The 22,452-nt window shown below is 31.3% G+C and carries 21 protein-coding genes; 11 read left to right on the top strand and 10 right to left on the bottom strand.

Annotation, left to right across the window (positions count from 1 at the left end):
* The 3 genes from ATE90_RS10770 to ATE90_RS10760 form a co-directional block, all read right to left on the bottom strand.
* A complete protein-coding gene (locus ATE90_RS10770) occupies positions 1-678 on the bottom strand; it encodes a DUF6089 family protein (protein ID WP_101451388.1) in 678 nt (225 codons plus the stop codon).
* 105 nt (positions 679-783) lie between these two features.
* Entirely contained in the window at positions 784-1,683 is a 900-nt protein-coding gene (locus ATE90_RS10765) for an NAD kinase (protein WP_101451387.1), read from the bottom strand.
* A 65-nt stretch (positions 1,684-1,748) separates the two neighbouring features.
* Positions 1,749-2,402 (bottom strand): CBS domain-containing protein, encoded by a 654-nt coding sequence (locus ATE90_RS10760; protein WP_254712315.1) that lies wholly within the window; start codon positions 2,400-2,402, stop codon positions 1,749-1,751.
* Positions 2,403-2,468: 66 nt separating this feature from the next.
* Between ATE90_RS10760 and ATE90_RS10755 the strand changes: the two genes are divergently transcribed.
* From ATE90_RS10755 to ATE90_RS10735, 5 genes are all read left to right on the top strand, one after another.
* Positions 2,469-3,191: a pyridoxine 5'-phosphate synthase gene (locus ATE90_RS10755; protein WP_036783963.1), complete on the top strand. Its 723-nt coding sequence runs from the start codon at positions 2,469-2,471 to the stop codon at positions 3,189-3,191.
* Between the two features lie 72 nt (positions 3,192-3,263).
* Positions 3,264-4,037, top strand: coding sequence for an alpha/beta fold hydrolase (locus tag ATE90_RS10750; protein WP_101451385.1), 774 nt, complete (start codon positions 3,264-3,266; stop codon positions 4,035-4,037).
* Positions 4,038-4,150: 113 nt separating this feature from the next.
* Positions 4,151-5,011, top strand: a complete 861-nt coding sequence (locus ATE90_RS10745; RefSeq protein ID WP_036783958.1) for a phosphatase PAP2 family protein — start codon at positions 4,151-4,153, stop codon at positions 5,009-5,011.
* Between the two features lie 50 nt (positions 5,012-5,061).
* Positions 5,062-5,388, top strand: a complete 327-nt coding sequence (locus ATE90_RS10740) for a nucleotide pyrophosphohydrolase (protein ID WP_036783956.1) — start codon at positions 5,062-5,064, stop codon at positions 5,386-5,388.
* On the top strand, positions 5,388-5,636 hold the full coding sequence (locus tag ATE90_RS10735) for a hypothetical protein (protein WP_036783954.1): 249 nt from the start codon (positions 5,388-5,390) through the stop codon (positions 5,634-5,636). The genes ATE90_RS10740 and ATE90_RS10735 overlap by 1 nt, the downstream gene beginning before the upstream one ends.
* A 49-nt stretch (positions 5,637-5,685) precedes the next feature.
* On the opposite strand, the gene ATE90_RS10730 is transcribed toward ATE90_RS10735, so the two are convergent.
* Positions 5,686-8,793, bottom strand: coding sequence for a WD40/YVTN/BNR-like repeat-containing protein (locus ATE90_RS10730; RefSeq protein WP_101451384.1), 3,108 nt, complete (start codon positions 8,791-8,793; stop codon positions 5,686-5,688).
* Positions 8,794-8,846: 53 nt separating this feature from the next.
* On the opposite strand from ATE90_RS10730, the gene ATE90_RS10725 reads away from it, so the two are divergent.
* The 4 genes from ATE90_RS10725 to ATE90_RS10710 all read left to right on the top strand — a co-directional run bounded on the left by ATE90_RS10725 (position 8,847) and on the right by ATE90_RS10710 (position 13,370).
* Complete coding sequence (locus ATE90_RS10725) at positions 8,847-10,076, top strand: 3-phosphoshikimate 1-carboxyvinyltransferase (RefSeq protein ID WP_036788052.1); 1,230 nt, start codon at positions 8,847-8,849, stop codon at positions 10,074-10,076.
* Positions 10,077-10,150: 74 nt separating this feature from the next.
* Entirely contained in the window at positions 10,151-11,200 is a 1,050-nt protein-coding gene (gene queA / locus ATE90_RS10720; RefSeq protein WP_036783950.1) for a tRNA preQ1(34) S-adenosylmethionine ribosyltransferase-isomerase QueA, read from the top strand.
* Between the two features lie 67 nt (positions 11,201-11,267).
* A complete protein-coding gene (rlmN, locus tag ATE90_RS10715) occupies positions 11,268-12,308 on the top strand; it encodes a 23S rRNA (adenine(2503)-C(2))-methyltransferase RlmN (protein WP_036783948.1) in 1,041 nt (346 codons plus the stop codon).
* A gap of 84 nt (positions 12,309-12,392) precedes the next feature.
* Positions 12,393-13,370, top strand: coding sequence for a polyprenyl synthetase family protein (locus ATE90_RS10710; RefSeq protein WP_036783946.1), 978 nt, complete (start codon positions 12,393-12,395; stop codon positions 13,368-13,370).
* A 202-nt stretch (positions 13,371-13,572) separates the two neighbouring features.
* Here ATE90_RS10710 and ATE90_RS10705 read toward each other — a convergent pair whose 3' ends face one another.
* Positions 13,573-15,081 carry a GH3 auxin-responsive promoter family protein gene (locus ATE90_RS10705; RefSeq protein ID WP_036783944.1) on the bottom strand — a complete coding sequence of 503 codons (1,509 nt, stop codon included), beginning with the start codon at positions 15,079-15,081 and terminating at the stop codon, positions 13,573-13,575.
* Between the two features lie 59 nt (positions 15,082-15,140).
* On the opposite strand from ATE90_RS10705, the gene ATE90_RS10700 reads away from it, so the two are divergent.
* Positions 15,141-15,932 (top strand): DUF2797 domain-containing protein, encoded by a 792-nt coding sequence (locus ATE90_RS10700; protein WP_036783942.1) that lies wholly within the window; start codon positions 15,141-15,143, stop codon positions 15,930-15,932.
* A 40-nt stretch (positions 15,933-15,972) separates the two neighbouring features.
* A complete protein-coding gene (locus ATE90_RS10695) occupies positions 15,973-16,926 on the top strand; it encodes a carbon-nitrogen hydrolase family protein (protein ID WP_036783939.1) in 954 nt (317 codons plus the stop codon).
* Here the strand turns inward: ATE90_RS10695 and ATE90_RS10690 are convergent.
* Genes ATE90_RS10690 through ATE90_RS10670 form a run of 5 tightly spaced genes read right to left on the bottom strand, consistent with a single transcriptional unit; the run spans position 16,923 to position 22,396 of the window.
* Positions 16,923-17,735, bottom strand: coding sequence for a Cof-type HAD-IIB family hydrolase (locus tag ATE90_RS10690; RefSeq protein WP_036783937.1), 813 nt, complete (start codon positions 17,733-17,735; stop codon positions 16,923-16,925). The genes ATE90_RS10695 and ATE90_RS10690 overlap by 4 nt on opposite strands.
* Entirely contained in the window at positions 17,735-18,751 is a 1,017-nt protein-coding gene (locus ATE90_RS10685) for a LacI family DNA-binding transcriptional regulator (RefSeq protein ID WP_036783934.1), read from the bottom strand. The genes ATE90_RS10690 and ATE90_RS10685 overlap by 1 nt, the downstream gene beginning before the upstream one ends.
* 59 nt (positions 18,752-18,810) lie before the next feature.
* Positions 18,811-20,214: a hypothetical protein gene (locus ATE90_RS10680; protein ID WP_036783932.1), complete on the bottom strand. Its 1,404-nt coding sequence runs from the start codon at positions 20,212-20,214 to the stop codon at positions 18,811-18,813.
* Positions 20,214-21,704 carry a cellulose synthase family protein gene (locus tag ATE90_RS10675; RefSeq protein WP_036783929.1) on the bottom strand — a complete coding sequence of 497 codons (1,491 nt, stop codon included), beginning with the start codon at positions 21,702-21,704 and terminating at the stop codon, positions 20,214-20,216. Before ATE90_RS10675 ends, ATE90_RS10680 begins: the two co-directional genes overlap by 1 nt.
* The gene (locus ATE90_RS10670; protein WP_036783926.1) at positions 21,704-22,396 is read right to left on the bottom strand and encodes a glycosyltransferase family 2 protein; all 693 of its coding nucleotides are present in this window, start codon (positions 22,394-22,396) and stop codon (positions 21,704-21,706) included. The genes ATE90_RS10675 and ATE90_RS10670 overlap by 1 nt, the downstream gene beginning before the upstream one ends.
* Positions 22,397-22,452 lie beyond the last annotated feature (56 nt).

The raw sequence follows: 22,452 nt of genomic DNA, 5'->3' as shown, positions 1-22,452 counted from the left end.
TTATAATCCTTTTCTGTAGCAAGCGGGTCTTCCAAAAGTGTAAATTAAAGAAAAACCTGTAAACATGTACCAATCATTACTTGTACCTCCAAAATTAAGTTTGGCAACTTTATCCGTATTATAATCTAAATCATCTTCAAAAGTATATCTGAATTTTGCTTCTAAAGAAAACGCTAAAGGACCTGCTAATTTTGATTTAAATCCAACGCCAAAAGGAATTGCAAGTGAGTTTTTAGAATTGTATTGATATTGATTGGGTTGCGGCTCAGAAACCACATATTTGTAATTAAAACTGGCTAATTCTAATAAAATATATGGAGTCCACGTTTTATCATCAGATGATATATCGTACTCATAAAAATTATATTCCAAACCTACTGCCAATTCGTTTATTGTATTAGAAAAATTCAACCCTCTATATCTTCTAAGATCTGTGTCTGCATCTAAATCACTTGCTTCAATAGGCAAATAACTATAAGTTGCTCTTAGTGCCATTCTAGGATTTAAATTATATTTAAAAAAAGCTGCACCTGCAATTTTGTTGGGGTATATATAGTTGGTTCTTCCTATATCTCCAACGTAATTAGAGCCTCCAATAGATATTCCCACTTCATACATTTGCCCTAATAAAACACCAGAAATGCCTGTAAAAATAATTAATAATATACTTTTTTTCATCCTAAAAATAGCGTGCAAATATAGGTATTTCAATTTGCTTTGTAAAGTTAATATTCAGTCTTTTTTGAATAACTACTATTTTAGTCATTTATTGTAAAAATATTGTTAAAGGTTTGTCTCGTTTCTAGTATCTTCTCCCCACAATAACTTACTTCGTAAAGTTTGTAAAAAAGATTGATTATTTGGGATGATACTTTTAATCGTAAATGACGCTTTTTCTATAAAAACTTCAGTGTTTTTTGGAACAGAAGTAATTCTTGAATCTAAAGAAATTAAAAAATCTTTTTCTCTTGAATCTATAGTTAACGCGATGTTAGTTTCATCTGAAATAACCATCGATCTTGCGCTTAAATTATGAGGTGCAATAGGAGTAATTACTAGGTTTTTAGAATCTGGCGAAATTACGGGTCCATTGCAGCTTAAAGAATAACCTGTAGAGCCTGTAGGTGTTGCAATTATTAAACCATCTGCCCAATAGTTAGTTAAATACTCATTATTTAAACTAGTTCTAACACCTATCATAGAAGTAGTGTTTTTTCGGGCGATGGTAACTTCATTTAAAGCAAAGTTAAGTTCTGAGAATTCATCAGTTTTTGGTGATGTTTTTATTGATAATAGTGTTCTTTCCTGAATTGTGTATTTCCCTTTTAAAATGAGTTCAACACTATCTTTAATGTTTTTTTTGTTGATGGTTGCTAAAAATCCCAATCTCCCGGTATTAATCCCCAAAATAGGGACTCCTAAATCTCTTATATAGGTAACAGCTCTTAAGATAGTACCATCTCCTCCCAAAGTAAATAAGGCGTCAAAAGAAGTATCTAAATCAGAGAAATGAGAAAAAGTTGGATATTTTTTTTCTAAAATATTTCCTTCATTCAATAAGTCATAAAAATGTTTTTCTATAAAACAGATAATTTTATTTTCTTGGAGGACACTCAATAAAACTTGAATTTCTTTTTCCGCAGAAATTGAATAAGACTGACCGTAAATTGCTACTTTCTTCATTTTTTTAATTCATTATCTTAGAACACACACAAAAACTTAATTTTCTATAAAACCATCTTTGATGGCTACATCTCTAGATATTTTTGTAAATATTCAGATCTATATTTTAAATCCTCTAAATACTTATCATTTTCATGTGAAGAGATGATTTTATAATTATACCTTCTGAAAGCTTGTGTAATTTCATTTATATCCTCGGTGATGATCTTTAGGGTAACTTGCACAAAATTGTTGTGTTTTTCAGAAATATAAATTCCTAGTAATTTGCCCCCATTGGCTTCTGCAATTTGACTTGCCTCACTCATAGAATAGTCATTTTCTAATTTTTCTACGATTACGGTTTCACTTTCTTCAAGCATAAAAGGACTCGTGGAAAAAGCATCTAAAACGTCGCGTAAGTCATAATAACCTATGTAATGTTTATCAGTATTTACAACAGGAATTATGTTTGTGTCATTCTCAGAGAAAGTTTTTAACAACTCTAAGACTGTTGCTTTTTCATCAGAAAAAAAATAATTCACTAAATGAGTATAGCGCTCTAAAACAGCCTCTTTATTTTCAATAGTGTGCATGTCGTCTTCTGAAAAAGAGCCTAATAATCTGCCTTTTTCTACTAATGGAAAATGTGTTATTGGATAGTTTTTGAATAGCTTTTGCGCACTTTTTACATTGTCTTGTAAGCGAAGTGGCTTAATATCTTTTAATATGTAATCATTCATGTTCATTCTTTACGAATATAGGATAAAATGATTTAATGAGTTACATTTGCAACCTAATTTTATACAATGACAAAGTTAAGCGTAAATATTAATAAAATTGCAACTTTACGTAATTCTCGAGGTGGTAATGTGCCTAATTTATTGAAAGTTGCTGCTGATATTGAAGCCTTTGGGGCAGAAGGGATTACCATTCATCCAAGACCAGATGAAAGACATATAAGGTATCAAGATGCAAGGGATTTAAAAACTATTGTTACCACAGAATACAATATAGAAGGAAACCCTATTACATCTTTTATGGATTTGGTTTTAGAAGTAAAACCAACGCAAGTTACTCTAGTGCCAGATGAATTAAATGCAATCACATCAAATGCAGGATGGGACACCATTAAACATCAATCCTTTTTAAAAGAAGTTATTTCGGAATTTAAAAAAAATGGCATTAGAACTTCAATTTTTATTGATACTGATTTAAAGTTGATTGAAGCTGCTGCAAAAACAGGTACAGATAGAATAGAATTGTATACTGAAGAATTTGCAACTCAATTTGATTTAGGAAATAAAAGAGCTATAAAACCATATACAGAAGCTGCAATCTTAGCACATAAATTAGGATTAGGAATTAATGCTGGTCATGATTTAAGTTTAGAAAACATCCAATTTTTTAAAGAGAACATTCCTAATTTAGCTGAAGTTTCTATCGGGCATGCACTTATTACCGAAAGTTTGTATTTAGGTTTAGAAAATGTGGTGAGCATGTATTTGCATAGGTTGCAAAGTACAAAGTAAGACCCTTAAAATTGATCATTTCTAATCTAGCTTTTGAAGCGAATGAGTACTCTAAAAAAATCAGAAATTTAAATGTCTAAAAATCCAATACTTCACGCAACGATAAAAGGAGAAGGGGAGCCATTACTAATTTTACATGGTTATTTTGGAATGGGTGATAATTGGAAGTCATTAGGAAATCAATTTGCTAAAAAGTATCAAGTTCATCTAATAGATCAAAGAAATCATGGACGAAGTTTTCATGCAGATGAATTTTCTTATAAATTATTAGTGGATGATTTACACAACTATTTACTGCATCATCAATTAGAAAAAGTGAATTTAATTGGTCATTCTATGGGGGGTAAAACGGCGATGCTGTTTGCTGTTACATATCCAGAGTTATTGAATAAATTGGTAATTGTAGATATTTCTCCAAGAAACTATAAACCTCATCATAATGCAATTTTAGCAGGTCTAAATTCGATTGATTTTTCTTTACAAAATTCTAGAAATTTGGTCGATGAAAAATTATCAAAATATATTCCTGATTTTGGAGTTAGACAGTTTTTGATGAAGAATATTTATTGGAAAGAAAAAGGACAATTAGGATATAGATTCAATCTACAATCTTTAACAGAAAATAATCCAGAAGTTGGTGCACCCTTAACTTCTTTTGCAGTTTTTGAAAAGGATACGTTATTTTTAAAAGGAGAAAAATCAGACTATATTACTGAAAATGAAAGGCCCATTATAGAAGCTCATTTTCCAAACTCAAAAATTATAAAAATTGCAAATGCTGGCCATTGGTTGCATGCCGAGAATCCGAAAGATTTTTATAGAGAAGTTGCTGAGTTTTTGGGTTAATCTTTTGACCGATTTGTAACATAATTGGTTTCCTTTTTTTAAATTAACTTCTAATATTAGAATCAGAGAATGAAGTCAATAAACTTTATCTTTACTACATATTATTTCTAATTATGAAAAAAATATTATTATTACTTTTTTTGTTAAGTTGTTTTGGGAAAACGTTTAGCCAAATTCAAAAAATTTCTCTAAATTTAAATACAAATAAAAATTTATGGCAAAATTTTACCTATGATTTAGGTAATATGGCTGGCGGAATGGGGTATGCTTACAGCAGACCTTTATACTGGAAAAAGAAACAATTTACTCATTTTGGATATATTGCTGCGGGTACAACGTCACTATATTTTATAGATGATAATGTTGATAGGTGGGCAGATGGTTGGAGAGGTGATGTGCCACGTTGGTTGGTAAACTATGGAAACGATGTTGGGAGTCCAAATAATAACTTCATGTTAACAGGAGCAGTCTATTTAGCAGGTTTGTTTACTGAAAATCCAAAATTAAGAAGAACTGGAGTTTTGTTAATCTCCTCAGCTTCTGCGGCTGGGTTGATGCAACAAATAACAAAAAGAATTATTGGTAGAGCTAGACCTAAAGCTAACGTTGGTAAAGATGTTTTTGATCCTTTGCATTTCGATAGAGTTTATGATTACGACTCTTTTCCTTCTGGTCATGTAATGCTTGGCTTTACAAATGCGTATGCAATTGCGAAACAATTTAAAAGTCCATGGGTAAAAGCGGGTCTATATACAATAGGTTCTATACCTGGATTAAGTAGAATTATTGATCGTTTTCATTGGTTTTCTGATGTTGCCTTTTCTACTGCGTTAAGTATTTTTATCGTTGAAGCTGTTGATAGATTTTTGGATAATAAGTACGATCAAAAATACAACCCTATAAAAAAAGAACAAAAAGTAGTTTGGGATTTAAAAGTTACACCACAAACTTTTGGTGTGGTAATGAATTTTTGATAAACAGATTGCATACGAAACTTTATCTTTGATTTTTTAATAAATGAAATATGAACATAGAAAACGCACAGCAACAAGTAGACGATTGGATTAAAAATCATGGAGTTCGTTACTTTAATGAGCTTACAAACATGGCGCAGTTAACCGAAGAAGTTGGTGAAGTTGCTAGAATTATCGCAAGACGTTATGGAGAGCAAAGTGAAAAAGAATCTGATAAAAATAAAGATTTAGGGGAAGAGTTAGCAGATGTACTATTTGTAGTTTTGTGTTTGGCAAACCAAACAGGCATTGATTTACAAGATGCTTTTGAAAAGAAATTAGATGTTAAAACAAAACGCGATCACGATCGTCATCACAATAATAAAAAATTAAAATAATGAGTTTTATAGAGAAAATTAAAAATCCAGTTTTTTGGTCTAACTTTGTTAGAGTTGTCGTTCCCTTTTTTATCATAGTTACTTTATTTTCATTATTTATGAATAGTTGGAGAGAAATTTTTGCTGGTGATTTTACTGCAGTGGCAGAAACAAATTTTAATGATGGAAAATGGAAGAACTTTTGGGGTATAAAAATATTTATTACCGTTTTTTATGGGCTATATATTACCAATAAGAACATGAAATAAAAAAAAAGCGACTCTTAAGTCGCTTTTTTTACATACTGTTTTATGGAAATTAATCCAACTGAATTAAATCGATATTACTTTCTTTTACTTTCTGATTCAATTCTTTTAATCTAGCATCAAATAACGAATACAATTTTTTCAATTCAATATCTATATCCTTTACAATATCATTTTTAAAATCAAATGCTTGTTGCGTAGGAGCGTAGTTTCCAATTCTTGTCAACGAATTTAGATGCGCTAATTTATTATTCAATCTAATAGGAAAATTTAAAGGATCCTGACCACTTTTAGATTTTGTTTGATACAAGGTTTCCTCAATTGTTGTCATATCTTTTACGAGTGTATCTGCGTATTCTAATAACGCTTTGTGCGTTTCTTTATCTTTGATGGACTTCTTTAAAAGACCAACTTGACCTCTTACTTTTTGTACATTTTTTAAAGCTTTATGAATCTCTGTCATTTTTGTATTGATCTCGTTTATAAAATCAAACTGAGTTTTCATATCTCTTTCTGTAGCTTCAGAAGCTGGGTTTCTTATGATATTAAAACGTTGTGTTTGTTTTGTTTCATTGACCGCCAACTCCACTTTATAGTTGCCTGGCAAGGCCATTGGTCCACTTAAAGAAGCCCACCATAATATCATGCCTTTTACAGATTCTGCTCCAGAATGCATCATGTTCCAATTAAAAATATTGTTTCCATCGGCCACTTTTAGTTTTTCCTCCTTTTTTTCTTTATCCGGTTTAGTCGTATATTTTTTAATAAGATGGTCATTTGAGTCAAAAAAGGAAATTGAAACCACATCTTTTTCAGCCACTTTTTTAATATAATAATTTACAGAAACGCCACCTGAATGATTTGTACCAGCAGTTCTAGAAGTTCGTCCATTTCCGCCAGATAAATTATAAGCATTTTTAGGTTTGTATAAAACGATCTCTTTCTTTAAGGTAGATTCGTTTAATTGATGTAAAGGCGTTAAATCGTCAATAATCCAAAGAGAACGCCCTTGGGTTGCAGCTATTAAATTATCGTCTTTAATCGTTAAATCAGTAATGGGAACAATAGGTAGATTTTGTTTGAAAGATTGCCAGTTTTTACCATCATCAAAAGAAATATACATTCCTCTTTCTGTTCCGGCATATAACAACCCTTTTCTTTTTGGATCTGCTCTTAGAGCTCTTGTAAAATCTTCATCAGAAATTCCCTCCACAATTAATTTCCAAGATTTTCCATAATTTTCTGTTTTGTAGATGTAAGGCTTGTAATCTCCAGATTTATATTTTGTACCTACGATATAAGCGCCACCTTTTGTAAACGGATCAATCTCAATACAATTGATCATCATCCATTCTGGCATCTTTTTAGGAGTTACATTGTTCCAAGTTTCACCATTATTTTTAGAAATATGCACTAAACCATCGTCAGAACCTGTCCAAATTAAACCAGGTTCAAAAGTAGATTCTGTCGCTGCGAAAATAGTTCCATAATATTCTACACCTGTATTATCTTGTGTAATTGGTCCGCCGGAAGATTTCAAAGTTTTAGGATCATTTCTAGTTAAATCAGGACTAATGATTTTCCAAGATTGCCCTTCATTTTCTGTAACATGTAAATGATTAGAAGCAGCATATAATTTTTTTTCATTATTGGGTGAAAAGAAAATTGGAAAGTTCCATTGAAAACGATATTTAAAATCTTCAGCACCGTGACCCATTGGGTCATCTGGCCAGACATTTATAGCGCGAGTTTCATTTGTTTTATGATTTTTTCTAGTTAATAAACCACCATAACTTCCTCCATAAACAATATCATCATTTAAAGGGTCTACGGCAATATGTGCACTTTCTCCACCAGCAGTTGAGGTCCAATCAGATTCGGTTATAAATCTTCCTGAAGTTCTATGTGAAATTCTTACTGTAGAATTATCTTGTTGCGCTGCCAAAATTCGATATGGAAAATAATTGTCTGTGGTAACTCTATAAAATTGCGAAGTAGGCTGATTCATATACGTGCTCCAGTTATCGCCAGCATCAAAAGAAATTTGTGCACCACCGTCATCGCCAATAATCATTCTTTGGTTGTCTTCGGGTGCAATCCATAAATCATGATGATCTCCATGTGGTGCATTATACGTTTTGTAAGTTTTCCCACCATCTGTTGATTTATGGTAACGAACATTTAATACGTACAAAATATTTTCATCTTGTGTATCTGCATAAATACGGGTATAATACCAAGCTCTTTGACGCAATTTACGTTCAGAGTTTATGAGTTTAAAAGTCTTTCCTGCATCCGTAGATTTATAAATTCCACCTTTTTCATTCTCAATTAAAGCCCAAACAATATCAGAGTTTATTGGTGAAACTGTAACTCCAGCAATTCCCCAAATTCCAGATGGTAACCCTTTATTTGTTGAAATGTTAGTCCAAGTTTCACCTTGATCTACACTTTTCCATAAAGCAGAACCTTTTCCGCCAGAAGACAAACTGTAAGGAGTTCTGCGAACATCCCAAGTTGTTGCATATAAAATTCTTGCATTATTTGGGTCAATGATTAAATCAACAACCCCAGAATTTTCATCAGAAAATAATACGCGTTTCCAGTTTTCGCCACCATCAGCAGATTTATAAACACCTCTTTCTTGGGTCGGTTTATATAAATCGCCCATAACGCCTGCAAAAACAATATCAGCATTTTTAGGGTGAATTCTCATTCTAGGAATGTGTCTTGAGTTTTTTAAGCCCACATGCTTCCATGTTTTTCCAGCATTTTCGGTTTTCCAAATTCCATCGCCAGAAGAAACATTTCCACGAACTGTTTTTTCTCCCATTCCGGCATACATCACATTATTATCAGATTCTGAAACAGCAATTGCGCCAACAGAACCACCGAAAAATCCGTCAGAAATATTTTGCCATGTGTTACCGGCATCTGTAGTTTTCCATACGCCACCTCCAGTAGAACCCATATAAAAAAGATTTGCTTTGCCAGAAACACCTGTAACTGCGGCACTTCTACCTCCTCTAAAAGGTCCAATATTTCGCCATTTTACGGCGCTAAAATATTCGTCAGAAACTTTGGTAGATTTTTTTTGTGCATTAACTTTGACATTTGCTGATATAAACAAGCAAATTACTAGAAAATAGATTTTTTTCATGATGGTAGTTGTAAGTTTGAATGTTAAAAATAAGAATTAAAATCATTTTTGGAATGGATATACTGTTAAATCATCTAGAGAATAAAAAGATAAAAGAGAAAATTACCATTTCTGGTTCTAAAAGTGAATCTAATAGACTCTTAATTCTACAAAAATTATTTCCAGAAATTTTAATTCAAAATTTATCAGACTCTGATGATTCCGTGCACATGCAACATGCACTTTCTACCGAAGATGAGAGGGTAGATATTGGTCATGCAGGAACTGCAATGCGTTTTTTAACATCGTATTTTGCCGTTAATGATGGCAGAGATACTGTTTTAACTGGTTCTCAAAGAATGCAAAACAGACCGATCGAAATTTTAGTAAATGCATTAAATAATTTGGGTGCAAGTATTGATTATTTGGAGAAAGTTGGGTATCCACCGATAAGAATTAAAGGAACAAAAATAACAAAAGATAAAGTTCAAATAAATGGAAATGTAAGCAGTCAGTATATTTCTTCACTGCTATTAATCGCTTCAAAATTAGAGAATGGTTTAGAAATTGAATTGATTGGGAAAATCACCTCTGTTCCTTATATTAAAATGACTTTAAGTTTGCTGACCCAACTTGGAATTGAAAACAAATTTGAAGGTAATTTCATCAAGGTTTTTTCAAAGACAGAAATCCAAAAACAAACCATTGTTGTCGAATCAGATTGGTCTTCTGCAAGTTATTTTTATTCAATAGTCGCCTTGTCGAAAATTGGTTCAGAAATTACTTTATCAGCGTATAAAAAAGAAAGTTTACAAGGAGATTCTTGTTTGGCAGAAATTTACCAACATTTTGGAGTAGAAACTGTTTTTGATGAACATAGTATCATTTTAAAAAAGATAAAAGTAAGCAATAAGGAGATCTTAGAGATTGATTTAAAAAATGCTCCGGATATTGCACAAACGATTGCAGTTACTTGTTTTGCTGAAAAAATTGCGTGTAATTTATCGGGTTTACATACCTTAAAAATTAAGGAAACAGATAGATTAGAAGCTTTACACGATGAATTATCTAAATTAGGTGCTTTAATTTCTGTGACAGATAAAAGTTTACATTTAGAGAAATCATCAGAAATCAAGAAGAATATTGCCATAAAAACGTACAGTGATCATAGAATGGCAATGGCGTTTGCACCCTTAGCTTTGTTAGTTCCAATTAAAATATTAAATGCTGAAGTTGTCACAAAATCATATCAAAAATTTTGGGAGGACATGCAGCAAATAGGCATTGTAATTAACGAACTTTAAATATAAACGGTCAAACACTTGACAACGCCTATTTCGATGTCGTATATTTGCCTCCTTTACAGCAAAATAGACATATGAAATTATCACACTTTGAATTTGAATTGCCAGAAGAATTGTTAGCAATTTATCCTGCGGAACATAGAGATGAATCTCGTTTAATGGTTTTAAATAGAAAAGAGCAAACCATAGAACATAAAACGTTTAAAGATGTTATAAATTACTTTGAGGAAGGTGATGTTATGATGTTAAACAACACCAAGGTTTTTCCTGCGAGAATGTTCGGAAATAAAGAAAAAACAGGTGCTAGAATCGAAGTTTTCTTATTAAGAGAATTAAATGCTGAGAATAGACTTTGGGATGTTTTAGTAGATCCTGCAAGAAAAATTAGAATTGGAAATAAATTATTTTTTGGAGAAGACGATAGTTTAGTTGCAGAAGTTATAGATAATACAACTTCTAGGGGAAGAACTTTACGCTTTTTGTATGACGGGAGTTACGAAGCTTTTAGAGAAAAATTATTGGAATTAGGAGAAACTCCTTTGCCAAAAGCAATTAATAGAGAAGTAGAAGCTTCAGATGAAGAACGTTACCAAACTATATATGCAAAGCATGAAGGTGCAGTTGCAGCTCCATCAGCAGGTTTGCATTTTTCTAAGCACTTACTAAAACGTTTAGAAATTAAAGGAGTTGATTTTTCAGAAATGACGTTGCACGTTGGATTAGGAACTTTTAGTCCTGTAGAAGTAGAAGATTTATCTAAGCACAAAATGGATTCTGAACAAATTGTGATTTCTGCTGCTACTGCAGATAAAATTAATAAAGCCAAAAAAGCAAAAAGAAGAATTTGTGCAGTGGGTACAACTGTAATGAGAACTGTAGAATCTTCAGTTTCATCTAAACAGGAATTAAATGCTTTTGAAGGTTGGACAAATAAGTTTATTTTTCCTCCTTTTGACTTTAGTATTGCGAATAGTATGATCACAAATTTCCATGCGCCTAAATCTACCTTAATGATGCAGGCAGCCGCTTTTGCCGGGTATGATTTTTTAATGGAAGCATATAAAGTAGCAATCAAAGAGCAGTATAAATTCTCTACTTACGGAGATGCGATGTTAATAATATAATTCAATTTTTTTATTGAAAACTTAAAACCTCACAAGTTTCTTGTGAGGTTTTGTATTTTTGTACAATATGGAAGTAAAAAAGAAAGATATAAGAGCCTTAACCAAAGAACAATTGCGTGATTTTTTTGCAGAAAATGGCGATAAAGCTTTTCGTGGAAATCAAGTTTATGAATGGCTTTGGAGCAAGTCTTTGCATACTTTTGAAGCCATGACCAATATTTCTAAACAAACCAGAGAAATGTTAGAATCAAACTTTGTTATCAATCATATTAAGGTTGATTCTATGCAAAAAAGTAACGATGGAACTATTAAAAACGGTATTAGATTGCACGATGGTTTAATTGTTGAATCTGTTTTAATACCTACAGAAAAAAGAACAACAGCTTGTGTTTCTAGTCAAGTTGGTTGTAGTTTAGATTGCAAATTCTGTGCAACTTCCCGTTTAAAAAGAATGCGTAATTTAAATCCCGATGAAATTTATGATCAAGTTGTTGTTATAGACAGGCAAAGTAGATTATATTTTAATCACAAACTAACAAATATTGTTTTTATGGGAATGGGAGAACCGCTAATGAACTATAAAAACGTTTTAAAATCTATAGAAATGATTACATCTCCTGAAGGTCTGGGTATGTCGTCAAAAAGAATAACAGTTTCTACTTCTGGCGTGCCAAAAATGATAAAAAAGATGGCAGATGAAGAGGTTAAATTTAATTTAGCTGTTTCTTTACATTCGGCTATTGATGAAGTTAGAACATCAATAATGCCGTTTAATACAACTTTTCCGTTAAAAGATTTACGAGAATCTTTAGAATATTGGTACGAAAAGACAAACCGTGCAATTACCTATGAGTATATTGTTTGGGACGGAATTAACGATAGAAAGGAAGATATAAAGGCGTTAGTTGAATTTTGCAAAGCGGTGCCGTGTAAAGTTAATTTAATAGAATACAATCCTATTGATGATGGGGAGTTTCAACAAGCAAGTTCATCTGCCATAAATAATTATATTTCTAATTTAGAAATGCACGATATTACAATAAATGTAAGAAGAAGTAGAGGTAAAGATATTGATGCTGCTTGCGGGCAATTAGCAAATAAATCTTAAGTGATACAGTCTATATATTTTGCTGCAAAATCTCATTATTTTCACTACTTTTGAATTGAAATTGCCTTGATAAATGAATCCTTAATGAATCCTATCGAACAAATAAAATTGCCTATTTTATCAGAAATGGAAACTTTTGAAAAAAAGTTCAAAGATTCGATGCTTTCTAAAGTGCCTCTTTTAAACAGAATTACCTATTATATTGTCCGTAGAAAAGGAAAACAAATGCGGCCAATGTTTGTTTTTTTGGTGGCAAAAATGGTTTCTGATGGTGGTTTTGATGAACGAACTTATAGAGGGGCTTCTGTGGTAGAACTGATTCATACCGCAACTTTAGTGCATGATGATGTGGTAGATGATAGTAATAGAAGACGTGGTTTTTTCTCTATAAACGCGTTATGGAAAAATAAAATTGCAGTTTTAGTGGGGGATTTTTTACTTTCAAAAGGATTGCTTTTATCCATAGATAATCAAGATTTTGATTTACTGAAATTAATTTCTATTGCTGTTCGTGAAATGAGTGAAGGTGAATTACTGCAGATAGAAAAAGCAAGAAAATTAGACATTACAGAAGATATTTACTTTGATATAATTCGTCAGAAAACTGCCACATTAATTGCAGCTTGCTGTGGAATTGGAGCAGCTTCAGTAGGAGCTAACCAAGAAACAATTCGACAAATGCGAAAATTTGGAGAATATATTGGAATCGCGTTTCAAATTAAAGATGATTTATTTGATTACTCTGATGAAAAAATTGGAAAACCAACAGGGATAGATATTAAGGAGCAAAAAATGACCTTGCCATTAATTCATTCATTAAATACCTGTTCAAAAAAAGATAAAAATTGGATTATTAATTCTATAAAGAAACACAATAAAGATAAAAAACGGGTTAAAAAAGTAATTGCTTTTGTAAAAGAAAATGGAGGTATTGAATACACAACAAATAAAATGCTCGATTACAGAGACAGAGCTATAGCCATTCTAGAAAACTACCCAACTTCACCTTATAAAAATTCTTTGTTAGAAATGATTGACTACGTTGTAGAACGTAAAATATAGTTTCTTTAATTCACTGATATTAGTGTATATAATTTCTCTTTCTTACACTGAAATAGTATTCCCCTTTTGGCATACTTTGTATTTAAAACTTTAACACAGGCCAATAGCTATAAATTGTTGTATCCGTCGCTATAAGAACATGTTACTTTTCTAGTATTGAAAAATGAATCTAGTACAAAAATATATTGTGAAACCTGTTTTTTTATAATATCAACAATTCCTCTATGAATGCTCTTGAGTTTGATAGTCTTGGTATTTTATGTTGCCCTCCCAATTTGTCTTTACTCTTTAACCAAGTGTAAAATAAGCCCTTTTTAGCCACATGAATTATTGGCATTGCAAGTGTTAGAGAATTGTAACGCTTGGCCTCATAATCAGAATTGATAGATTTTAATGCATTGTCTAACAGTTCTGTAAAATAGTTCATATTTTCTGGAGCTTTGTTAAACTCAATGACCCATTCATGACCCCCACTTTTTTTACCTTTCATAAAAATAGGGCCCACTGTATAATCGATGATAGTTGCATTTGTTTTCTTGCAAGCTAATTTTAAAGCATCTTCGGCATTTTCAATATTTACTTCTTCACCGAAAACATTGATGTAATGTCTTGTTCTTCCCGTAATTTTAATTCTATAAGGATCTAAAGAAGTAAATCGTATTGTGTCTCCTATTAAATAGCGCCACAAACCACTATTTGTGGTAATAATTAAAGCGTAATCAATATCTTTTTTCACTTTTGATAAAGGAATTGTTTTAGAATTTTCTCCTTTATAAGAGGTCATCGGAATAAATTCATAGAAAATTCCATAATCTAACATCAACAATAATTCTTTTGAACCATTTCTGTCTTGAATAGCAAAAAAACCTTCGGAGGCGTTGTAGGTTTCATAATATTGAAAATCCTTTTTAGGAATTAATTTTTTATACTGCTCTCGATAAGGATTAAAATTAACACCTCCATGAAAATACACTTCCAAATTTGGCCAAACCTCTAAAATAGTATCTTTACCTGTGCGCTCTAAAACTCTATTTAAGAGTACGAGCATCCAACTGGGCACACCTACTAAACTAGTAATATCTTCATGTATTGTTTCGTCGATAATAGCTTCCATTTTGGTTTCCCATTCTGCCATTAAAGCCACTTCTTGACTTGGGGCAGAACTATAATCTGCCCAAAAAGGCAAGTTCTCGGTTATAATTGCCGACAAATCTCCAAAGTATGAATTGTTGTCTTTGTAAATTTCAGAACTTCCTCCTAATTTTAAACCTTTACCTGTAAACAATTGGGTTTCATCATTGTTATTGATGTATAAGCATAACATGTCTTTACCCGCTTTTAAGTGACAATATTCCAATGCTTCATCACTCACAGGAATAAATTTACTTTTAGCGTTTGTAGTTCCGCTTGATTTTGCAAACCATTTTATTGGAGTTGGCCAAAATAAATTTTGTTCACCTTTTCTGCAACGCTCAATTAATGGTTCTATGCTTTCATATTTTTGAATAGGTACGTTTTTCGTAAAATCTTCATAATTTTTGATAGATGAAAAATGATACTCTTTGCCAAGCTCAGTTCTTTTTGCAGTAGCAATTAATTTCATTAAAAGTTCTTCTTGCACATCAATAGGATATTTTAAAAATAATTCTATTTGATGCACTCTCTTTTTTAAAAACCAAGAAATTATTGAATTTACAATTGGTAAAGCCATGGATAAAGTTACGTTTTTTGTGTAAGTTTGTTATAAGCTAAAAATACTAAAATTTGGTCATGAAATATCAAGGAGTACTAAAAAAAATGAAAACTGAAAATTCATCACAAATTCAGTATTATTTGGATATGAATTCTGATTTTTTAAATATGAATCAGTTGTTAGACAAGGAGATAGTAATTAGTTTTGTGACTTATGAATGTCTAAACTGTCATTTAGAAAAAAAAGTTTTTAGACAAGGATATTGTAAATCTTGTTTTTTTGAAATACCAAATGCTGCAGATTGGATCATGAAACCAGAATTAAGCAAAGCGCATTTAAATATTGAAGATCGGGATTTAGCTTATGAAAAATCTGTACAATTAAAACCACATATTGTGTATTTAGCAAATTCTAGCAATGTTAAAGTGGGCGTTACAAGAAAGCAGCAAGTACCTACTAGATGGATCGATCAAGGAGCACACGAGGCTCTAGAAATTGTGGAAGTTCCTAACAGGTATTTAGCGGGAATTACAGAAGTCGCTTTAAAGGAATATGTTGCTGATAAAACTAATTGGCGTAAAATGCTGAAGAATGATATTGAAGATGAAAATTTAGTAGAATGGAGAGATAAGTTAAAAGTCTTTATTCCAGAAGAAGCAAAAGAGTATTTTATTGAAAACAATTCAGAAACCCACTTAAGCTTTCCTGTTTTAAAATATCCTGAGAAACCAAAAAGCTTAAATTTGATTAAAACACCAACTTTTAAAGGAAAGCTAGTTGGAATAAAAGGACAGTATTTAATCTTTGAAGATGAAACTGTTTTTAATGTAAGATCTAATGAAGGTTTGGTAGTTTCGATAGAAATATAATATCACCACCTCCTAGTCTGATGATAATAGAAGATTAATTATGAAAAATAATTTACTAAAAGTAGCCTTAGCACAAATCTCTCCTGTTTGGTTAAATAAAGAAAAAACAATTGAAAAAATTAAAAACTCAATTGAAGGGGCAGCAAAAGAAAATTGCGAATTGATTGTTTTTGGGGAGGCCCTTCTGCCAGGCTATCCGTTCTGGATTGGTTTAACGAATGGTGCAGAATGGAATTCTCAAACTCAGAAAGAAATTCATGCGCATTATGTTCGTAATTCTATAACGATAGAAAAAGGTGAGTTAGATTCCATTTGTAAATTAGCAAAAGAACATAACATTGCTATTTATTTAGGGATTATGGAGCGCGCAAAAAATAGAGGAGGACATAGTATTTATGCTTCATTAGTGTATATCAATCAAGAAGGAGAAATAAAATCTGTTCATCGCAAACTTCAACCAACCTTTGATGAGCGCTTGACCTGGGCTCCTGGAGACGGAAATGGTTTGCAAGTTCATCCTCTTAAAGAATTTACGGTTGGGGGCTTAAATTGTTGGGAAAATTGGATGCCTTTGCCAAGAACTGCTTTATATGGTTTAGGAGAAAATTTGCACATTGCTGTTTGGCCAGGGAGTGACCATAATACCAAGGATATTACCCGCTTCATTGCAAGAGAATCTCGTTCTTTTGTGATTTCTGTTTCTTGCTTAATGACTAAATCTGATTTTCCAAGCGATATTCCTCATTATGAAAAAATTATCAAAGATGCTCCAAAGGTTTTAGCAAATGGTGGCTCTTGTATTGCTTCTCCTGACGGAGAATGGTTAGTAGCGCCTATTGTTAATAAAGAAGGTTTGATTATAGAAACTTTAGATTTTAATCGTGTTTTAGAAGAAAGACAAAACTTTGATTGTGTAGGTCATTATTCGAGACCTGATGTGACTAAATTACATGTAAATAGAGAAAGGCAAAGCACCGTTTCTTATGAGGATTAAGTTCTAATTTTAAGTAACTCCTCTAAAATACGTTCAACACCAAAATCATCATTACTTTCTGTTGAAAAGTTTGCTAGTTCTGTAATATCAGCATGTGCATTTTTCATTGAAAAACTAAAATGTGCCTCTTGCATCATTTCTATGTCATTATGATAATCTCCAAAAACCATAGTAGCTCCTTTGGTAACATCTAAAAGTTTCTGAACTTCTCTTAAAGCATTTCCTTTGTTGGCTTTTTCGTCAGAGATATCTAACCAATTTTCACCAGAAATTTTTAGTAAAACCTCTTCTTTTAGGTGTTTGATTACGGGATAAATAAATTCTTCAGAAGAATCAAAATGATAGACTGCAATTTTAAACACAGGCGTTGTTTTTGGAATTTCTAACAAATCATCTACCAATTTAAAACTGTGATAATATTCTTGAAAGAGCTCAATGAAAAGTTTATCTGTGCTTTCTATAAAGGCAGCATTATTGCAACAAAGAACCATGTTTGCTCCTTTAATTTTTCTTAAAATAGGAATTAATTTTAATACTTTTTCTTGCTGTAGATAATTGGAAAGTAAAACTTCATCTCTTTTTTTGACAACTCCACCATTTTCTGCAATGATATAAATATCATCTTTTATAGTAGAAAGTTTATCAATAATACTATTGTGTTGTCTTCCACTTGCTGCGCAAAAAGTAATATTTCTTTTTTTAAGTTCTTTAAAAAGATTGAAAAATTGTGAACTAACTTGTCCCTGAGAGTTTAGTAAAGTTCCGTCCATATCAGAAACTACCAATTTTACTTTAGTGAAATCGGTCATTATAACTTAGCAGAATCTCTAATAACTAAATCAGTCTTAATTACTTTGGTAACCGTGTCATTATGTTTTTTTTCTAATTTATCAATTAATATCTGTGCAGCGGCCTCTCCCATTTGCTCTCCATGTTGACTAATTGTTGTCATTTTAGGACTTGAGTGTCTTGCTAAAATTCCATTTGAAAATGCAATTACAGATAAATTTTTAGGTATTTCAAGACCGCTTTTTAAGCCAGCTTTCATTGCAGCAATTGCAGCAGATTCGCCAGTAGCTATTACACTATCAATTTTATTATTTTTAAAGAGCGGAATCAAAATAGATTCATATTCTTTATAGTCTTGGTTTAAAATATTGACAATAAGATTTTCATTAAAAGGTAAACCTACATTTTCTAATCCTTTCTTATAACCTAAAAAGCGTTGTTCACCAATATGTAAATTGCTTAAAGTAGAAACAAAAGCAATATTTCTATGACCAGTTTTGTGTAAATATTCAACCGTATTCAAAGCACCATTAAAATCATCCGTAATAATTTTGTCACATTCTATGGTTTTTGCAACCCGATCAAACATTACAATTGGAGTACCGTTTTCTATGGTTTCTTTAAAATGATTAAATTCTTGCTTAATTTCAGTCTCTTTAGACATGGAAAGAATAAAACCATCGATACTTCCATTAGAAAGCATTTCTATAATTTCAACTTCCTTGTTGTATGACTCATTAGAAATGCAAGCAATAACTTTGTAACCTCTTTCTAAAGCAGTTTTTTCTATTCCTTTAAATACTTGTGCAAAGAAATATTTAAGCATTGTTGGAATGATTATTCCAATTGTTTTGGTGCTTCTGTTTTTTAAACTTAGTGCATTAAAGTTAGGCTTATAGTTTTTTGCTTTCGCATATTTTTGGATCTTATCTTTGGTCGCTGCACTAATTTCGTAGCTGTCATTCAGCGCTTTAGAAACGGTGGAGATAGAAACATTAAATTCTTTTGCAATATCTTTTATGGTAAGCTTCTTCATATAAACAATAATTAAGCACTAATATATAAAATTATAGGGATTCCTTTTTTAATAAATTATTAAATTATCAGTTTTTTTAAGTTTGAACTTTTTATTTCATAAATTAAAAAGGAAAATACAATCAAATATTCAAGAAGAACTAACCATAAATTTTCTTTCCAAGGAGAATTTGAATAGGCTTGATAACTTAAAATCACCACCAAACTCCAGACAACGGGGAATTTATATTTGGTAAAAACTGATAAAATTATAGGAGTGGCTAAATACCAGGGGTGCACAGTGGTTGCCATTAAATAATAAAAACACAAGCCAAATAATAATGCTGTTATTAATTGAATCATGGTATTGTTTTTCTTTAGAAATGTAAGAATTATTAAAAAAATGACAGTGAAAATAGGGGTTATTTTTCCAATAATTGCAATTTCATTCCAACCTCTAAAAAGATAGCCGATTTCTCTAAATAAGTAGTAAAAACTGGCATTAAATTCAAAATTACCAAACCATAAACCGACTGAATTTATATAGTTTTCGATTAATTCTGAAGTGTAAAATGGAAGAAATAAAATGATAGTAGTTGCTAAAACAATTGTGTAAAAACTTATTAATCTGATCATTCCTTCGAAAGTAGGAATCCATTTTTTTGTATAACTTTTCAATTTTTTCTCTTCATTAATAGACACGTTCTGCTTCATAAACCATTGATAAAAAAGAGGCAAAAATAAAAGAGGAATCAATTTTACAGAAACAGAGCAAGCAATTAAAACGGCAGCTAAAATCCATTTTTGTTCGTATAGTTTGTGCAATCCCCAAATAAGAAAGAACAGCATTACAGGTTCAAAATGTAAATTCCCTGTCATTTCTATAATGATAAAAGGATTTAAAGCATACCAAAAAATATTTTTTACAGGTAGCTGAAGTTTTTCTAAAAGCTTTTTGCCAAAATATAAGATTCCAATATCGGCAAGTATAATAAGCAATCTTAAAACGATAATAGATCCAAAAATACTTTTACTAGAAAATAATGCAGCTATTAAAAAACACAACTGATTTAGTGGTGGGTAATTTGTATAATGGCTTCCATTCATTTCACCCATTCCTTTGTATAATTCTGTTGTTTCTGCAATAGGCTGTAATCCCTGTTGAATAAAACTTTGTGGTATAGATAGATATGGATTTAGTCCCTCAAGAATCATTCTTCCATCCCAAATAAATCGATAAAAATCTTGAGATAAATTAGGTGTTGCAAATATAAATATCAACCTAAAAAGAATGGAGATTCCGATTAAATTAGAGAATGTTAGGCTTTTACTTTTTATGATTAGATAAAAACATCCAAAGAGAGAAAGCCATAAAAAAAGAAGTCTATAGAATGCAATTCTTTCTAAGAAATAAGCAAATAAGAAGAATAGAATAGCACTTATAGAAATAAATAGCGCGTCTTTATTTTTTGTAAAAAAAGACATTATGCTTTAGAAAAAATTGATTTAAAAAAGACATATGAGAAGCCTATAAAAAGCATAAAGTGAAAGGGGAATAATCCGAAATCCCCACCTTGATTTCCTACAATGAATGCACTATACATTCCAAAAATAAAGTAGATTGCTAGCAAGCCTTCTAAAACAACATGAATGGATGGTTTTTTCTTGATATATTTATTTGTTTTCCAACCATCTTTTATATTCTTAATATTGAATTTTGGTGTTCTAACAAATTCACTTTTTTTACCCAAATGCCCTTCCAAAACTGCTATCGTATTGTGCAAAGAAAAGCCCATTGCTATGGAGAAAAAAGTAAAAAATGCACCTATATATTTAAAGAAATTCTTAAATCCACTACCATAAATATTTTTGTACATATACCAATAGCAAACAAAAAATATTAAAGAACTAAGGACAAAGAAACTCATTACATAAAAGTAATTTTTTAAATGGGCATATTCATTTTTAATGTAGAGCATGGGAACACTTAAAATAGCTACTAAAAAAATACAGGTAAACATTGAACTGTTCAATAAATGCAATAAACTATGTATCTTACTCCTGAAAGGAACGTTTTTACTCGTTATTACACGTCTCATCATTTTTTGAAAATTCTCCGCACCGCCTTTATTCCATCTAAATTGTTGAGACCTTGCTGCACTAATTATTATTGGTAATTCTGCAGGAGTAACTACCTTTTCAAGGTATTTAAATTTCCATTTTTTTAACTGGGCTCTATAACTTAAATCTAAATCTTCTGTTAGAGTATCACCTTCCCAATTACCTGCATCATAAATACATTTTTTTCGCCAAATCCCTGCAGTTCCGTTAAAATTTATAAAATGACCTTTGCTATTTCTACCAACTTGTTCCAGAGTAAAATGAGCGTCTAGAGCAAATGCTTGAATTTTTGTAAGCGTCGAATAATTTCTATTGATATGTCCCCAGCGTGTTTGCACAACTCCGATTTCTGAGTTTTTAAAATAAGGAACAGTCTGGTATAACCAATCTTTTTGAGGTAGAAAATCTGCATCAAAAATAGCAATAAATTCACCTTTAGCGGTTTTTAACCCTTCCTTTAAAGCACCTGCTTTAAAACCCTTTCTATTGGTTCTCCTAATATGCTGTATATCAATTCCTTTTTCTTGAATTTTTTTAATATGTTTTGCAGTCATTTCTATAGATTCATCTGTGGAGTCATCTAAAACTTGTATTTCTAATTTATCTAAAGGATATTCTAATTTTGCGATGTTTTTTAACAAACGCTTCATTACATATAATTCATTAAATACTGGCAGTTGTATGGTTACAAAAGGGATTTCATCAGGATTTGAGAAATTAAATTTAGGAGAGTTGTCTTCTTTGTTTCTATACTTCAAATAATTAAAGAGTAGGTTTAATTGCGCTATTGCATACATGAAAATAAGCAATAAGCAAATAGTATAAACAGCTATGATGATGTATTCTAAAACCATTATTTAAAACTATATTTAAAAATCCAACCTAAAATCTTTATTCCTGCAAAGATAGAACCTTTTATGGTACCTGAAACTTTTGAAACACCAATTCTATTTCTATATTTTACAGGTATTTCTGCATAGGTCAGTTTTTGTTTTAGTGCTTTTAATTGCATTTCAACCGTCCAGCCATATGTTTTGTCTTGCATTTTTAGTGCTAATAATTTGTCATATTTTATGGCCCTAAAAGGACCTAAGTCTGTAAATTTCGCGCCAAAAAATAATTTCATTAAAAAGGTTGCTAACCAATTACCAAAAACTTGTTGCGGTGTCATAGAACCACTTTCACGCAATTTTTTTACACGAGAACCAATTACAAAATCAATATGATCATGGATAATTGGAGCAATAATTTTTGTTAATTGTTCTGGATAATCAGAATAATCTCCATCTAAAAAAACAATGATTTCTGGTTTTTTGTTTTGTTTACTGATGTACTCCATTCCTTTTAAGCAAGCATAACCATAACCCTTTTTACTTTCTTTTAAAACCGTAGCACCAGCATTTTTTGCATTGATTTCTGTATGGTCAGTAGAATTATTGCTTACAACAATTACTTCGTCAACGATTTTAGGAATGTCGTTGATAACATTTGCAATCGAGTCTTGTTCGTTATATGCAGGTATAATTACTTTTATGGTTGGTGTCATTTTATCTTAAATCTGGGACGCCGTTTTCATCTGTAAGGATGAAAAGTCTGTCCATA

It is taken from the genome of Polaribacter sp. Hel1_33_96 (assembly GCF_002846595.1).
Classification (GTDB): Bacteria; Bacteroidota; Bacteroidia; order Flavobacteriales; family Flavobacteriaceae; genus Polaribacter.
The sequence above is the reverse complement of the archived record's forward strand: the minus strand, read 5'-3'. Positions and strand labels throughout refer to the sequence as shown.